Annotated in this window: 15 protein-coding genes; 13 read left to right on the top strand and 2 right to left on the bottom strand. The window is 66.1% G+C overall.

The genetic code is table 11. The features are described 5' to 3' along the window. The first annotated feature begins 42 nt into the window (after positions 1-42). Positions 43-1,614: a transglycosylase SLT domain-containing protein gene (locus ACW7G6_RS04425; protein WP_456997614.1), complete on the top strand. Its 1,572-nt coding sequence runs from the start codon at positions 43-45 to the stop codon at positions 1,612-1,614. Between the two features lie 7 nt (positions 1,615-1,621). Here the strand turns inward: ACW7G6_RS04425 and asd are convergent, their stop codons facing one another. Both asd and ACW7G6_RS04415 read right to left on the bottom strand, forming a co-directional pair. Beyond that, positions 1,622-2,482, bottom strand: coding sequence for an archaetidylserine decarboxylase (gene asd, locus ACW7G6_RS04420; RefSeq protein WP_456997613.1), 861 nt, complete (start codon positions 2,480-2,482; stop codon positions 1,622-1,624). Positions 2,483-2,485: 3 nt separating this feature from the next. Next, a complete protein-coding gene (locus tag ACW7G6_RS04415; protein ID WP_456997612.1) occupies positions 2,486-3,133 on the bottom strand; it encodes an SCO family protein in 648 nt (215 codons plus the stop codon). 85 nt (positions 3,134-3,218) lie between these two features. On the opposite strand from ACW7G6_RS04415, the gene prmB reads away from it, so the two are divergent. From prmB to tpiA, 12 genes are all read left to right on the top strand, one after another. Then, positions 3,219-4,181 (top strand): 50S ribosomal protein L3 N(5)-glutamine methyltransferase, encoded by a 963-nt coding sequence (prmB, locus tag ACW7G6_RS04410; protein ID WP_456997611.1) that lies wholly within the window; start codon positions 3,219-3,221, stop codon positions 4,179-4,181. Between the two features lie 3 nt (positions 4,182-4,184). After that, positions 4,185-5,288 (top strand): chorismate synthase, encoded by a 1,104-nt coding sequence (aroC, locus tag ACW7G6_RS04405; protein ID WP_456979629.1) that lies wholly within the window; start codon positions 4,185-4,187, stop codon positions 5,286-5,288. A gap of 28 nt (positions 5,289-5,316) precedes the next feature. Beyond that, positions 5,317-6,360: an aspartate-semialdehyde dehydrogenase gene (locus tag ACW7G6_RS04400; RefSeq protein ID WP_456979628.1), complete on the top strand. Its 1,044-nt coding sequence runs from the start codon at positions 5,317-5,319 to the stop codon at positions 6,358-6,360. A gap of 95 nt (positions 6,361-6,455) precedes the next feature. Continuing rightward, positions 6,456-8,240 carry a type IV pilus assembly protein FimV gene (locus ACW7G6_RS04395; protein WP_456997610.1) on the top strand — a complete coding sequence of 595 codons (1,785 nt, stop codon included), beginning with the start codon at positions 6,456-6,458 and terminating at the stop codon, positions 8,238-8,240. A 23-nt stretch (positions 8,241-8,263) separates the two neighbouring features. Next, positions 8,264-9,058 carry a tRNA pseudouridine(38-40) synthase TruA gene (truA, locus tag ACW7G6_RS04390; protein WP_456979626.1) on the top strand — a complete coding sequence of 265 codons (795 nt, stop codon included), beginning with the start codon at positions 8,264-8,266 and terminating at the stop codon, positions 9,056-9,058. Between the two features lie 10 nt (positions 9,059-9,068). Next, on the top strand, positions 9,069-9,728 hold the full coding sequence (locus ACW7G6_RS04385) for a phosphoribosylanthranilate isomerase (RefSeq protein ID WP_456979625.1): 660 nt from the start codon (positions 9,069-9,071) through the stop codon (positions 9,726-9,728). Between the two features lie 111 nt (positions 9,729-9,839). Further along, a complete protein-coding gene (gene trpB / locus ACW7G6_RS04380; RefSeq protein ID WP_456979624.1) occupies positions 9,840-11,126 on the top strand; it encodes a tryptophan synthase subunit beta in 1,287 nt (428 codons plus the stop codon). After that, the gene (trpA, locus tag ACW7G6_RS04375) at positions 11,123-11,935 is read left to right on the top strand and encodes a tryptophan synthase subunit alpha (protein ID WP_456979623.1); all 813 of its coding nucleotides are present in this window, start codon (positions 11,123-11,125) and stop codon (positions 11,933-11,935) included. Before trpB ends, trpA begins: the two co-directional genes overlap by 4 nt. A 77-nt stretch (positions 11,936-12,012) precedes the next feature. Beyond that, positions 12,013-12,903 carry an acetyl-CoA carboxylase, carboxyltransferase subunit beta gene (accD, locus tag ACW7G6_RS04370; protein WP_456979622.1) on the top strand — a complete coding sequence of 297 codons (891 nt, stop codon included), beginning with the start codon at positions 12,013-12,015 and terminating at the stop codon, positions 12,901-12,903. Between the two features lie 27 nt (positions 12,904-12,930). Further along, on the top strand, positions 12,931-14,313 hold the full coding sequence (gene glmM, locus ACW7G6_RS04365) for a phosphoglucosamine mutase (RefSeq protein ID WP_456979899.1): 1,383 nt from the start codon (positions 12,931-12,933) through the stop codon (positions 14,311-14,313). 44 nt (positions 14,314-14,357) lie between these two features. Further along, positions 14,358-15,305, top strand: a complete 948-nt coding sequence (locus ACW7G6_RS04360; RefSeq protein ID WP_456979621.1) for an isopenicillin N synthase family dioxygenase — start codon at positions 14,358-14,360, stop codon at positions 15,303-15,305. 106 nt (positions 15,306-15,411) lie between these two features. After that, the gene (tpiA, locus tag ACW7G6_RS04355; RefSeq protein WP_456979620.1) at positions 15,412-16,164 is read left to right on the top strand and encodes a triose-phosphate isomerase; all 753 of its coding nucleotides are present in this window, start codon (positions 15,412-15,414) and stop codon (positions 16,162-16,164) included.

Below are 16,164 nucleotides of genomic sequence, written 5' to 3'. Positions count from 1 at the left end.
GGCCCGACTACTCTGAAGCACGAATCCCTCTTGTTGCCATCCATGTCCGTGAATGCCTGTTTTCCGCGCGCTGCGGCGCTGCTTGTCGTCTCCTTGTTGGTGTTGGTCCCGTTGGATGCAGGCGCGATTTCCAGTCGGGACCAGGCGGCCGTTGATGACATCCATCAGCGCATGCAAGTGGCGGAGTCCGGCTACCGTGACGCGCTGGTCAAGATCGGCAACGCCGACCCGGCGGGTCCTGCACAGGCCAATACGGCGCTGGAAGACATGGAGGACGTGGTTGTGGCCTGCGCGGCGCAGCGGGGATGCTCGGTGCCGTCGCTGCTGACGTCCTACGAGCGCCTGCTCAAGCTCAACGCCGACCTGGAAGCCGATGAGGACTTGCTGGCCGAGGAGTCTCTGGCGCAGCGGGAGATCGGGTACCACATCGATCCGTCGATTCTGCCCACCGCCCCGGGCACGGTGTCGGGCGACGTGCCGGAAGCCGCCCGCGCCGCCAGCCTGCTGGGGGCCGACAATGGCCACCACTTCGACCAGATGGTCCAGTACAACCCGGCAGTGCAGGAGGGGATCCGACGCTGGTTGACCGACATGCGCGGCGCGTTCCTGACCAGTTTTGAGAATTACCAGTACATGCGCCACCTGATGTGGCCGCAGTACCAGCGTGCCGGGCTGCCGGAGGCGTTGTTGTTCGGCATCCTGGCCAAGGAGTCCAACGGCCGCGTGCATTCCACCTCGCGCGCTGGCGCGGCCGGGCCGATGCAGTTCATGTACGCCACCGGCCAGCGTTTTGGCCTGGGCGACGACGGCACCGGCTTCGATACCCGCTACGACCCGTATGCGGCCTCCGAGGCCAGCGTCGCCTATCTCAACGAGCGGATGGGTGAGCTCAATCGTGATATCGAACTGGCGCTGGCGGCGTATAACGGCGGCGAAGGGCGGGCGCGGCGAATCCACCAGGCCAACCCCGGCAAAAGCTTCTGGCACGAGGATGTCTACCATCAGTTTCCGCCGGAGACACGGGACTACGTGCCGATGGTGATTGCGGCCGCCTGGCTGTTCCTGCATCCAAGGGAGTACGGGTTGACCTTGCCGAAGCTTGACCCGGAGCCGGCACGACTGCGGCTGGAACAGTCCGCGTCGATCTACCAGTTGACCATTTGCCTGGGCAATCGGCGCGCGCGCGAGGGCTACATGCGGGTATTGCGCAACCTCAATCCCCGTTATCGCGCCGATGACTGGCTGCCCGCCGGCACCGTCCTGGAGGCCACCAACCGGATCGTTGGTTTGTACAAGCGCCAGTGCGTGGATGGCCGGCTTGCGGACATGGCGCGCGAACTGGTGGCCAGTGACCCGGCAATGGCCATCGTGAGCGGGCAGGTTGCGCCTGCGGCCCAGGTGGGACCGTTGGTGCCTGCTGCGGTTTCGTCAGCGCTCCCGGTAGCGGCGGACGCGCCACGGCACTACCAGGTCCAGCGCGGCGAGACAGTGGCCTCGATCGCGAAGAAGTTCCAGTGTGACGTGGGTGAACTGGTGCGGGCCAACGACATCAAGGGTCCGCAACATCGGCTTCGTCCCGGGCAATCGCTCGCCCTTGCCGGTTGTCGCGGCTGACAGAAACTCAGCCGCGCAGGGTCGCCAGCCGCTGGCCAAGTCGTACCGGCGACTCCGCCAACAGCCCCGGCGCCAGTTCGGCGACACCGGGCGGCAGCAACACGATCACCGTTGAGCCGTAGTTGAACCGGGCCATTTCCTCGAAGCGCGCCACGGTGATGTTCTCGCCGCGGTAGTCCTTGTGCTTGATGGCGCGGCCGTAAGCCGGGATCTCTTCGCCGCTCCACACGGTCTCCACCCCCGACACCAGCATCGCGCCGACCATCACCATGGCCATCGGGCCGAACTCGGTGTCGAAATGGCAGGCCAGCCGCTCATTGCGGGCAAACAGGCGCGGCACGTGTTGCACTGCGGCCGGACCGACGCTGAACAACCGTCCCGGTACGTGCACGGTCTCGCGCAACTGCCCGCTCCATGGCATGTGCACGCGGTGGTAGTCCTTCGGCGACAGGTACACGGTCGCAAACAGGCCGCCGTCGTATGCCCGCGCCGCCTGCTCGTCACCCAGCAGCTCCGCGGCAGTGAAGGACTGGCCCTTGGCCTGGAAGATCCTGCCGGCATCCTCACCCGCGCTGCCGATTGGCCCGCATTGGCTGATGCGCCCGTCCGCCGGCATCAGCAACGCGCGCGGATCGGGATCGGCCACGCGGACCCCCGGCTTCAGGGCGCGGGTAAAGAATGCATTGAAGGTCGGGTAGGCACTCGGATCCGACTGCAGCGCCTCATCGAGATTGACCCCGAACCTGCGCGTTACCGTGTCGATCAGCCACTGCTTGGTGCGTGGATGGTCGGAGTAGGCGATCCGTCGTGCCAGCCCGGAAAGCAGGCGATGCGGCAGCAGGTGGGTGACGCGGGTGGCCAGGCTCATCGCTCAGGGTGCCGCGGCGCTGGTGAGCGCGGCCATGTCGGCGGCGATCGCATTGGGTTCGAAGGGTGGTTGCAGTACACCGGCCATGCGTCCCTGGGGATCCAGCACCGCCATCGTGGCGCTGTGGTCGACCGAGTACTGGTTGGCGGGCGCGCCATCTTCCGGTGGCACCTTGGCGAACACCAGGCTCAACGAGCGGGCGAAGTTCTCCAGCGCCGGGATGTCGGCAGTGGCGGCAAGCGTGTCGCGGTGGAACGCATTGGCGTACTCGCCAATCCGGTCCGGGGTATCGCGCTCGGGATCGACCGAGATAAACAGCACCCGCGGGCGGATCGCGTCGGGGATCGACTCCCATTGCTGCTGGGCCTGCGCCATCTGGGTCAGGGTCAGCGGGCAGACGTCCGGGCAGTGGGTGAAACCCAGGAATACCAGGGTCCAGTGGCCCTTCAGTTCGCCGGGCACCAGCTGGGTGCCGTCGGACTGGCGCAGGCTGAAGTCGGGCAGGGTGCGTGGCGGATCGAACAGGCTCACCGCCCGGGTCTCCGGCCAGGACGGAGAACCCGACTGGCTGAAATAGCTTTGCGAGGCCCACAAGCCCAGCCCCATGGCGACTGCGATGACGAGGATGATGATGGTGTTGCGGTTGAACATGGTTGACCGTCTTGAGGCGAAGGCAACGCCCATGATAGCGGGCCGTAGCGGCTATAATTGCCCCCCATCCGTCGAACCCCTCGCCATGACCGTCGAACGCGCCGATTTCGGCTCCGCCTGCTTCGAGCAAGTCTCGATCATCGACCTGATCCGTTTTGGCGGTAGCCGCTTCGGCCACGCCGGCCTCGCGTTCGGCCACAGCTACGACAACGCCCTGGATGAGGCGACCCAACTGGTACTGCACGCGCTGCGGATGCCGCACGACCTGAGCCCGGTGTATGGCGCCTCGCGGGTGACCAGCGACGAGAAGCGCGAGGTGCTGGCGCTGTTCGAGCGTCGCATCAACGAGCGTATCCCGGCGGCCTACCTGACCGGTGAGGCGTGGTTTGCCGGGCTGAGTTTCAAGAGCGATCCGCGCGCGCTGGTACCGCGTTCGCCAATTGCCGAACTGATCGAGGCCAGCTACGAGCCCTGGTTGGGTGGGCGCGAGATCCATCGGGTCCTGGATCTGTGCACCGGCTCGGGCTGCATCGCCATTGCAACGGCCCACTACCATCCGCAGTGGCACGTCGACGGGGTCGACATCGACGACGACGCGCTGGCACTGGCGACCGAGAACAAGGCGCGCCTGCTGGCCGACAATGTCACCTTGCGCAAGTCGGACCTGTTCCGTGACCTGGACGGCGAGGTCTATGACCTGATCGTGACCAACCCTCCCTACGTGACCAACGACGAGACCGACGCGCTGCCGGCCGAGTACGTCCACGAACCCGAGCTGGGCCTGCGGGCCGGCGACGATGGCCTGGACCTGGTGCTGGAGATCCTGTGCGATGCGCCCAGACATCTTTCCGAAGCTGGCGTACTGGTGTGCGAGGTGGGGGAAGCGGAGCATGCCCTGGTGGCGCTGCTGCCGGAGTTGCCGCTGGCGTGGGTCGAGTTCAAGGTGGGCCAGATGGGCATCTTCGTGGCCGAGCGCGCGGATCTGCTCGCCCACCATGCGAGGATCAAGGCCTTGGCCCATGTCCGGCGTCGGGTCAGCGCGGAGTAGCCATTGGCCAGCAACACCTTCGGGAAATTATTCGCGGTCACCACCTTCGGCGAGAGCCACGGGCCGGCCATCGGCTGCGTGATCGATGGGTGCCCGCCCGGCATCGCGATTGCCGCGGACGACTTCCGTCACGATCTCGCCCGTCGCGCCACCGGCAAGAGCCGCCATACCTCCGCCCGGCAGGAAACCGACGAGATCGAGATCCTCTCGGGCGTGCATGAAGGGGTCACCACCGGGACCCCGATCGCGCTGTTGATCCGCAACACCGATGCGCGCAGCAAGGATTACGCGAAGATCGCCGAGCAGTTCCGTCCCGGTCACGCCGACTACACCTACTGGCAGAAATACGGCATCCGCGACCCGCGCGGTGGCGGTCGCTCGTCCGCGCGTGAGACCACCATGCGGGTCGCCGCCGGGGTGATCGCCAAGAAGTGGCTGGCTGATCGATACGGCGTGCGGGTGCAGGGACTGCTGTCGCAGATCGGTGATATCACGCCCGACGCCATTGACTTGTCGGTAGTCGAAGACAACCCGTTCTTCTGGCCGGATGCCGCGCAGGTGCCGGCGCTTGAGGCGTACATGGACGCGCTGCGCAAGTCCGGTGATTCGGTCGGTGCGCGGATAGACGTCATCGCCGACGGGTTGCCACCGGGGTGGGGCGAGCCGATCTACGGCAAGCTCGACGGCGAGTTGGCCGGCGCGTTGATGAGCATCAATGCGGTCAAGGGCGTGGAGATTGGCGACGGGTTCGCCTGCATCGGGCAGAAGGGCACCGAGCATCGCGACGCCATCCGCCAGTCGGGGTTCGAATCCAACCACGCCGGCGGAATCCTTGGCGGCATCAGCACCGGCCAGCGCCTGCGGTGTTCGGTCGCGTTCAAGCCCACGTCCAGCCTGCGCCTGCCGGTGGACAGCGTGGACGTGCATGGCGACCCGGTGGAGGTGGTCACTACCGGCCGCCACGACCCCTGCGTCGGCATCCGTGCCACGCCGATCTGCGAGGCGATGGTCGCGCTGGTGCTGATCGACCAGGCGCTGCGTCACCGTGCGCAATGCGGCGATGTCGGTGACGTTTCACCGCGTATCCCGGGCGCCGCGTCCGAATGATGTTACTTCCTACTTCCCAGGTAATTCGATGAGCAAGACCGTGAACGTAGCTGTCGTTGGCGCCACCGGCGCTGTCGGCACCGCGATGCTGAAGATCCTTGCCGAGCGTCAGTTCCCGGTCGGTCAGCTGCATGCATTGGCCAGTGAGCGCTCCGCCGGCGAGAAGCTCGAGTACGGCGCCCGCCAACTGGTCGTGCAGGATCTGGCCACGTTCGATCCGGCCGGGGTGGATATTGCCCTGTTCTCCGCCGGCGGCGAGGTGTCGAAGCTCCATGCGCCCAGATTCGTCGCTGCCGGCGCGGTGGTGATCGACAACTCATCGGCATTCCGCCAGGACGACGACGTGCCGCTGGTGGTGTTCGAGGTGAATCCGCAGGCCGCGCGCAGCCGGCCACGCGGGATCATCGCCAATCCGAACTGCTCGACCATGCAGATGCTGGTGGCCCTGGCGCCGATCCACCGTGCCGTGGGCATCGAGCGCATCAACGTGGCGACCTACCAGTCGGTGTCGGGCACCGGCCAACATGCGCTGGAAGAGTTGGGCCGGCAAACCGCCGGGATGCTCAATTTTCGCGAGGTCGAGGCGAAGGTCTATCCGGTGCAGATCGCGTTCAACGTGATTCCACAGGGTGGCGAGTTCACTGACAACGGCTACACCACCGAAGAGATGAAGCTGGTCTGGGAAACCCGCAAGATCCTCGACGATGACTCGATCGGGGTGAACGCGACCGTGGCCCGGGTACCGGTCTTCTTCGGCCACTCCGAGGCCTTGCATATCGAGACCGGTTCGAAGCTGACGGCGGCAGATGCGCGCAAGCTGCTGCAAGACGCGCCCGGGATCGAGGTGGTCGACGAGCCGGTGGATGGCGGTTACCCGACGGCGGTGACCCACGCCTCCGGCACCGATCCGGTGTATGTCGGTCGCATCCGCGAGGACATGTCCCATCCGCGCGGGCTTTGCCTGTGGGTGGTGGCGGACAATATCCGCAAGGGTGCGGCGCTCAATGCCGTCCAGCTGGCCGAGTTGGTCATGGCCGAGTTGGCATCGGGCGAGCTGGCACAAGGTGAATAAGTTGGTGATCACGCGGCCATGCGCATTGCCGGCAGTGCGCGCGGCCGTTAGAGTCGCGATCAGCGGTTAGTCGGGGGGTGACGGTGAAGCGATTCATGCGTGTGGTACTGGTAATGATGCTGGCGCTGGCCAGCAGCTCGGTGGCTGCGCTGGGCCTGGGCCAGATCGAGGTGAAGTCCAAGCTGGGCGAGCCGTTGCTGGCGGAGATTTCAATCATCTCCAACGATCCGGGCGAACTGGAGCAGTTGCGGGTCGGGTTGGCGTCGCCGGAAACGTTTGCACGCGTGGGGCTCAGCCCGCCCGAAGGGGTGGTTGCGGGACTGCAGTTCGTGTCCGCGCTGGATGCTGCCGGCAACCCGGTGATCCGGGTGACCAGTACCCAGCCGATCACCGAATCGCTGCTGACTTTCCTGGTCGAGGTCGACTGGGGCCAGGGCCGGATGGTCCGCGAGTACTCGACGCTGCTGGACGCGCCGCGCACCGTGTCGGCACCGTTGCAGCCACAGGTCAACGCACCGGTGGTGACGCCGTCCAACACGATCTTGCGTCCGTCCGAATCCGCGGCACAGGGCGAGGCTCCGGATGCCGCCGCCAATGCGAATGCCACGGCCGCGGAGCCGGCAGAGCCGGCCAATGCGATCGCAACGACGCCCACGTCTGTCGCGACCACGGCCGTGCCCGCTGCGCCTGCGGCCAGACGCAACCCCGCCGAGGTCCGGGCCGGAGATACGTTGTCGGAGATCGCAGAGCAGCTGGATCTTGGCGGCAATCTCAACCAGACCATGATCGCGCTGTTACGGTCCAATCCGGAGGCCTTCATCGGCGGCAACATCAACCTGCTCAAACAAGGCGTGGTGTTGCGGATCCCCGATGCCGCCGAGGTGTTGGACATCGACGCTGCCCAGGCGATGGCGAAGGTCCGCGAACAGACCCGGGCCTGGCGGATGGCCAGCCAGCCGGTGCCACAACCGACCCTGGTCGATGGTGAAGGCGAACCCGACCCGGCCTCCGCCGCGGAGGCAACGACGACGTCGGCCGCAGCCAGCGGTGCGCGGCTGCAAATCGTTCCGCCGGGCGCCAGTGACGCGACCCGGACGGGGCCACAATCGGGCATCAGTGCCGGAGGCGAAGGCGACATGGTGCGACAACAACTGCAACAGACAACCGAGACGCTGGCCGCACGCGATGCGCAGCTGGCAGACATGGAGAGCCGGATCGCTGAACTCGAACAGCTTCAGGTCGACCAGCAGAACTTGCTGACCATGAAGGACAGCGAGTTGACCGCGGTGCAGCAGCAGCTTGCACAGGCCCAGGCGGCCGAGGCTGGCGGTGCGGTTTCCGGGTTGCCCTGGATCCTGGCCGGCATTGGGTTGCTGGTGCTGGTGTTGCTGGGTGCCTGGTGGTCGCGTCGGCGTGCCGTCGCGGTACCGAAGTTCCGTGTGCCTTCGACCACGGCCCAGGCGCCATCGACTTTGGCCAGCGGTTTCCCCGATAGCCGGAGTCCATCCCGGTCCGATAGTGCGCCGGACGAGCCGAAACCGCTGAACCACAATGCGGTCGCCGGTTCCCAGCCGTCGCCGCCAAAGGTGCCGGTGGGTTCAACTGACTCGTCATCGGTGGCCGGGGCCGCGGCAGTGCCGGTCTGGCATGCGGGGTCGGGTGATCAAAAACTGAATCGTCCTTCATCCGCGCCCGCTACCGACACGGATTTCGATGTCGATGCGCCCGGGTTGGAACGACTGGAGCTGGCTCGTGCCTACCTTGAGCTGGGTGACCGCGACAGCGCCCGCCAACTGCTGGACGAGCTGGTGCTCAGCGGTGACGAGGCTACCCGCCAGCAGGCGGCGCAACTGCTGCGCGAGATCGGCCAGGAGCGGTGATTCCGGAACCGTTACCGACCTCGTTGCAACGTTGGGCGCTGGGTCTCGAGTACGACGGTGGCGGGTTTTCCGGCTGGCAGCGGTTGAACAAGCCCGGCCAGCCCGAGCGACGTAGCGAGCCGACCATCCAGGCCGCGCTGGAGAAGGCCTTGTCGTTTGTCGCCGACGTGCCGATCACGGCGGTCTGCGCGGGCCGGACCGACGCCGGGGTGCACGCGTCCGCCCAGGTGGTCCACTTTGATGGTCCCGCGCAGCGCGAGCCCCGTAGCTGGGTGCTGGGCACCAGCAGCCGGCTCCCGCCCTCGGTCTGCGTACGCTGGTGCGTGCCGGTTCCGTTCGAGTTCCATGCCCGCTACTGTGCCCGCGCCCGGCGCTACCAATACCGGATACTCAACCGCACGATGCGGCCCGCCCTGCATCGCCAATACCTGAGTTGGGAGCGCCTGCCGCTGGACGCCGGGGCGATGCATGAGGCGGCCCAGGCACTGCGGGGCATGCATGATTTTTCTGCGTTCCGGACCGTGCACTGCCAAGCCCCGCATCCGCGACGTGATTTGCAGGACATCAGCGTCACCCGACACGGCGACATCGTGACGATCGAGGTGCAGGCGAATGGATTTCTGCACCATATGGTCCGCAATATCGTTGGCAGCCTGTTGCCGGTAGGCCGTGGCGAGCGGCCGGGAGAATGGATCGCGCAATTGCTGGCCGGCCGCGATCGCGCGCTGGCCGGCCCGACGGCCCCTTCCGCCGGGTTGGTTTTTCTCGGGCCACGCTACCCTGCACAATGGTTGCTTCCTGCCGAAGTCACATTGTGAGGGCCGTATCGTGAGCCGCATCCTGTTCCGCACCCGCGTGAAGTTCTGTGGCCTCACCCGCCCCGGTGACGTGCGGTTGGCGTGCGAGCTGGGTGCCGATGCGATCGGGTTCGTGTTTGCCAGCCAAAGCACGCGTCGGGTTGCGCCGCAGCAGGCGCGCGCGATGCGGCAGGCGCTGGCGCCGCTGGTCGATGCGGTCGCGTTGTTCAGTGACAACCCGGCCGATGAAATCCGCCAGGTCGTGCGCCAGGTCCGCCCGAGCCTGCTGCAATTTCACGGCAGCGAGGACGACGTCTTCTGCAGCGCCTTTGGCGTCCCGTACCTGAAGGCGATCCCGATGGGCAGTCCGATTGCGCGGGAGCATCCGGTGATGCTGCATCGCAGCTATCCCTCTGCCGCCGGCTTCCTGTTCGACAGCCACGACGTCGGCGGCGCCGGTGGCAGCGGCAAGGTATTTGACTGGCGGCGGATTCCGGCCGGTGTGCAGAAGCCATTCGTGCTCGCCGGCGGGTTGTCGGCCGACAACGTATTCGACGCGATCCAGGCCGCCTTGCCGTGGGGCGTGGACGTGTCCAGCGGCATCGAGAGCGCGCCGGGTGTGAAAGATGGCGACAAGATGCGACATTTCGTGGAACAGGTCCGGCGTGCTGACTGTTTCCAACCAGAGTGACCCAGCCAGAGTGACCAGCCAGGCTGATACCAGCCAGACTGACCTGCGCCAGCTGGCGCGGTGACCGATTACCCTCCCGGCGATGACGCCGGGCCTAAAGACGAGCGATAAATGCCCCTCCAATCTCCCCCAGGCCGGTTCGCTGCCATCGCGGCGATAAACCCTTCCAGCCCCACCTCTGCGGCGCCCCCTGACGCCGTTGATTACCACGCCTTTCCTGACGCATCCGGACATTTCGGCCGCTTCGGCGGGCGCTTCGTGGCCGAGACCCTGGTCGGTCCCTTGCAGGAGCTGGCAGCCGCCTATGACGCCGCCCGCATCGACCCGGATTTCGTGGCCGAGTTCGAGCGCGACCTGGCCCATTATGTTGGCCGGCCCAGCCCAATCTACCACGCACAGCGGCTGAGCCGCGAGGTCGGCGGTGCGCGCATCCTGCTCAAGCGCGAGGACCTGAACCACACCGGCGCGCACAAGATCAACAACACCATCGGCCAGGCACTGCTGGCCAGCCGCATGGGCAAGACCCGGATCATCGCCGAGACCGGTGCCGGCCAGCACGGCGTTGCATCGGCCACCGTGGCGGCCCGTCTGGGGCTTGAATGCGTGGTCTACATGGGCGCGACCGACATCGAGCGGCAGAAGATCAATGTCTACCGGATGCAGTTGCTTGGCGCGACAGTGGTGCCGGTGAGCAGCGGTTCGGCGACCTTGAAGGACGCCCTCAACGAGGCCATGCGCGACTGGGTCACCAACGTCGCCGACACGTTCTACATCATCGGCACCGTCGCCGGACCCGACCCGTACCCACGCATGGTGCGCGACTTCAACGCCGTGGTCGGGCGCGAGGCGCGCGAGCAGATGCTGGCCGAGTACGGTCGCCTGCCGGATGCCATCACCGCCTGCGTCGGCGGAGGCAGCAACGCCATCGGGATTTTCCATGCATTCCTGAATGACCCGGGGGTGCGGATCGTCGGTGCCGAGGCGGCGGGCGAGGGCATGGATACCGGTCGCCATGCCGCGTCCCTGGCGGCGGGACGGCCGGGGGTGCTGCACGGCAACCGCACGTATCTGTTGTGCGATGACGATGGCCAGATCATCCCCACCCATTCGATCTCGGCCGGCCTGGACTACCCGGGCGTCGGCCCGGAGCACGCGTTCCTGAAGGAAACCGGGCGCGCCGACTATATCGGCGTCACCGATGACGAGGCGCTGCAGGCCTTCCACCAGTTGATCCGTACCGAAGGCATCCTGCCGGCGCTGGAGTCCAGCCATGCGGTCGCCCAGGCGGTGAAGCTGGCGCGGGAGCTGCCCAAGGACGCGATCGTGCTGTGCAACCTGTCCGGTCGCGGCGACAAGGACGTGCACACCATCGCGGCGCGCGAGGGGATGGTGCTATGAGCCGTATTGCAAGCCGTTTTGCCAAGTTGAAATCCGACGCCCGTAAAGCGCTGGTGCCCTTCATCACCGCCGGTGATCCGTCGCTGGAGGCGACCTTGCCGGTGATGCACGCCCTGGTGGCCGCCGGGGCCGACGTGATCGAGATCGGCGTTCCATTTTCCGACCCGATGGCTGATGGACCGACCATCCAGCACAGCTCCGAGCGTGCGCTTACGCGTGGCGCCGGGATGGATTATGTCTTCGAGACGGTGCGGCGGTTCCGCGAAACCGATGATGAGACGCCGGTGGTGTTGATGGGCTACCTCAACCCGGTCGAGGTCCGTGGGCCCGAGCGCTACGCCGCCCAGGCTGTGAGCGCCGGCATCGACGGTGCGTTGCTGGTTGACCTGCCGCCCGAGGAGGCCGCCGAGTACCGGCTCGCGTTTGCGGCGTGCGGACTGGACATGATCCTGCTGGCGGCGCCCACGACCTCGCCGGCACGCATGGATCAACTGTGCGAGCTGGCGACCGGGTATCTCTACTACGTCAGTTATGCCGGCGTCACCGGGGCCGACCATCTGGATTCGGGCGCGGCCAGTGAACGCCTGGGTGCCATCCGGGCACGCGGCACGGTGCCGGTAGTGGCCGGCTTCGGCATCAAGGATGCGGCCAGCGCTGCGGCAATGGCGAGCCAGGCCGACGGTGTCGTGGTCGGCAGCGCACTGGTCGCGGCGATGTCAGGGGCGGACGACCCGGCCGACGCGGCGCGGCGCGCGGGCGCCTTCCTGGCGCCGTTGCGGCAGGCTATCGATGGATCGGGTCCGGCCTGAGGGCGCGCTGCGCTAAACTCGCATGTTGGCCGGCGACCCCGGCTCCCGCCACCCGCTACAGGAAATCTCGTAAACGCATGTCCTGGCTCAAGAAATTAATGCCGTCCGGCATCCGGACCGATGCCGCTGCTGCCAAGCGTCGCAGCGTGCCCGAAGGCTTGTGGGAAAAGTGCGACCGGTGCGGCGCGGTGCTGTACCGGCCGGAACTGGAGGAGAACCTGGAGGTCTGCCCAAAGTGCAACCATCACCGGGCGATCCGTGCCCGGGTACGGCTCAAGGCCTTGTTCGACCCTGGCAGCACCAGCGAGATCGCCGCCGAGCTTGCGCCGGTCGATGTGCTCAAGTTCAGGGATCAAAAGAGGTACTCGGACCGGCTCAAGGCCGCACACAAGTCCACCGGCGAACGCGACGCGCTGGTGGCCTTGCGCGGCACGCTCAAGCAGCGTCCGCTGGTCGCCTGCGCGATGGACTTCGCCTTTATGGGCGGCTCGATGGGCTCGGTCGGCGGTGAGCGCTTCGCCCGCGCCGCCGAGCAGGCGCTGGCCGATGGCTCGCCCCTGGTGTGTTTTTCCTCCAGTGGCGGCATGCGCATGCAGGAAGGCCTGTTCTCGTTGATGCAGATGGCCAAGACCTCCGCGGCGCTGGGGCGCTTGCGTGAAGCCGGGCTGCCCTACATCTCGGTGATGACCAATCCCAGCTTCGGCGGCGTGTCGGCGTCGTTCGCGATGCTTGGCGACATCAACATGGCCGAGCCGGAGGCGTTGATCGGTTTCGCCGGCCCGCGCGTGATCGAGCAAACCGTGCGCGAGACGCTGCCTGAGGGCTTCCAGCGCGCCGAGTTCCTGCTTGAGCACGGTGCGATCGACCAGATCTGCGACCGTCGCGAGATGCGCGACCGGCTTGCCGACTTGTTGGCGATGATGATGAAACAACCCCAGCCGCAGGACGATGCCGAAGTCGTGGCATGACGTCACATGGCATGACGTGAGTGAAATCTGATGAGTCGTAAATATTTTGGTACCGACGGCATCCGTGGCCGGGTCGGCGAGGGCGCTATTTCCGCCGACTTCGTACTGCGGCTGGGCAACGCTTACGGGTTTGCGCTCAAGCGCGCGGCGCAGGGCGAGCGCGCGTGGCGCAAGCCGGTGGTGATCATCGGCAAGGACACCCGGATCTCGAACTACATGTTCGAGGCCGCGCTGGAGGCGGGTCTGGTCGCGGCCGGCGTCGATGTGCAGTTGATGGGGCCGATGCCGACCCCGGCGGTCGCCCACCTGACCCGCTCGATGCGCGCTGACGGCGGGATCGTGATCTCCGCGTCGCACAACCCGCATTTTGACAATGGCATCAAGTTTTTCTCCGCACATGGCGAGAAGCTGGACGACGCGACCGAGTTGGCGATCGAGGCCTCGCTGGAGGAGCCCTTCAGTACCGTGCCCTCGGAGGAACTGGGCAAGACCGAGCGCACCCGCGACGCGATCGGTCGCTACGTGGAGGCCTGCAAGAACTCCGTGCCCAAGGGTTTCGACCTGGGCGGCATGCGCATCGTGGTGGATTGTGCCAACGGTGCGACCTACCAGCTGGCCCCGTTGGTGTTGCGTGAGCTGGGTGCCCAGGTTGACGCAATCGGGGTCGAGCCCAACGGCCTGAACATCAATGACGGGGTCGGTTCGACCCACCCGCAGGCGCTGGCCCGACGGGTGCGCGAGACCGGCGCGGTGCTGGGCATTGCGTTTGATGGTGACGGTGACCGGGTGATGTTCGTCGACCGCCAGGGCGAGGTTTGCGATGGTGACGACCTGCTCTACGTGTTGGCCAATGACTGGCGCCAGAGCGGTCGCCTGCGCGGCCCGGTGGTCGGTACGGTGATGACCAATTACGGACTGGAGCGCGCGTTCGAGAGTGAAGGGATTGGTTTTGTCCGGGCCAAGGTCGGCGATCGCCACGTACACCAGCAACTGGTCGCGCATGGCGGGGTGCTGGGCGGGGAAGCTTCGGGCCACCTGCTGTGCCTGGACCAGAGCGGTACCGGCGATGGCATCGTCAGCGCGTTGCAGGTGCTGGAGGTGCTGCATCGTCGTGGTGTCGAGCTGGCCCAAGCGTTGGCCGGGCTGGAAAAGGTGCCCCAGCGGACCGTCAATGTCCGCTTCAGCAATGGCACCCGTCCTGCCGAGGCGCCATCGGTGCAGGCGGCATTGGCCGACGCGCAGCTGGCGGTAAAAGGGCGCGGACGTGCATTCCTGCGGCCCTCGGGCACCGAGCCGGTGGTTCGGGTCACCGTCGAGGCCGATGGTGCCGAACTCGTGCAATCCACGCTCGACCGCCTGGCCGAGGCCGTGCGCCAGGCCGCGAAGCAGGGCAGCCCCCAGGAAAAGTAGTTCGCGCTGCGTTCCACACAGCGCTTCATTGCAATGGACAGGACATGAGCCAGACCCGCATCCCCGTTTTCGACATCCGACGCTTCGATGATCCGGCGCAACGTGACGGATTCGTCGCGCAGCTCGGCGATGCCTACCGCGAATGGGGTTTTGCCGGGATTCGCGGCCATGGCATCCCGGCTGACCGGATCGCCGAAAGCTACGACGTGTTCCAGCGCCTGTTTGCGCTGCCCGACGACGTCAAACGCGGGTATCACGTCGCGGGCGGCGGCGGCGCGCGTGGCTACACGCCGTTCGGCGTCGAGACCGCAAAGGGCGCCGTCCATCATGACCTGAAGGAGTTCTGGCATATCGGTCGCGAGATCCCGCGCGACTCCAGGTACGCAGGCGTCATGCCGCCCAATATCTGGCCGTCGGAGATTCCCGAGCTGCATCGGATCGCCTATGGCCTGTATCAGTCGCTTGACCGGCTGGGCGCGAAGGTGCTCAGCGCGTTGGCGTTGCATATCGACCTTCCGGCGGATTGGTTCGACGACAAGATCGACTCCGGCAATTCGATCCTGCGGCCGATCCACTACCCCCCGATCACCTCTGTCCAGGTGCCCAACGTGCGCGCGGGTGCGCACGAAGACATCAACCTGATCACGTTGCTGGTGGGTGCCAGCGCCGCAGGCCTGGAGGTGCTCTCACGCAGCGGGCAATGGGTGCCGTTCACCGCTGAGGCCGACACCATCGTGGTCAACATTGGCGACATGCTGCAGCGTTTGACCAACCACGTGTATCCCTCGACCACCCATCGGGTGGTGAACCCCATGGGAGAGGCGGCGCGCCAGCCACGCTACTCGGTTCCATTCTTCCTGCACCCGAATCCCGACTTCCTGATCGACGTGTTGCCCGGCACGATCAACGCCGACAACCCCAGCCGTTATTCCGAGCCGATCAGCGCGCAGGGTTACCTGGACCAGCGTTTGCGTGAAATCAATTTGAAGTAGTCCCGTCGCTGGCTGGTCCCGCAACCGGCGCAGTGGGTACTGGGGTAGAATCGCGTTCTTCAAAACCGCGGTTTTTACAATCGCGGCTTTCAACATCGGAGTTGGCATGGCTCGTCGCAAGATCGTTGCAGGGAACTGGAAGTTGCACGGTGATCGTCATTTCGCCGCGGAATTGCTGGATGCCATCAGCGCTGCGAGCGTGCTGCCCGGGGTCGAGCGGATCATCCTGCCGCCCATGCCTTATCTGGGTGAACTGGTGACTCGCTATGCAAGCCGCGGATTGGCATTTGGCGCACAGGACGTCAGTCGCAACCAGAAAGGTGCGTACACCGGTGAGGTTTCCGCGGCAATGCTGGTCGATGTCGGCGCGCGCTATGGCCTGGTGGGTCATTCGGAACGGCGCCAGTACCACAACGAAACCAGCGAGCTGGTCGCCGAAAAGTTCCTTGCGGCCAAGGCTGCCGGGCTTGCTCCGATCCTCTGCATCGGCGAGAGCCTGAGTGAGCGGGAGGATGGGCAGACCGAGTGGCGGCTGCAAGAACAGCTGGCCCCGTTGCTCACCGACGGTGCCGGTGCGTTCGATGGCGCGATCGTGGCCTACGAGCCGGTATGGGCCATTGGTACCGGCAAGACCGCGACTCCGGAGCAGGTGCAGGCGGTTCATGCATTCATCCGTAGCGAAGTCGCTGCCCACGATGTTAGAATCGCTGACTCGCTGCCGATCCTGTACGGCGGCAGCGTGAAGGCCGACAATGCCGCCGCACTGTTTTTACAGGCGGACGTCGATGGCGGCCTTATTGGCGGCGCCGCACTGGCAGCTGCCGACTTCAACGCCATCGCGGCTGCGTTGGTGCCCTGA

Source organism: Lysobacter sp. A421, assembly GCF_054052145.1.
The sequence above is the reverse complement of the archived record's forward strand: the minus strand, read 5'-3'. Positions and strand labels throughout refer to the sequence as shown.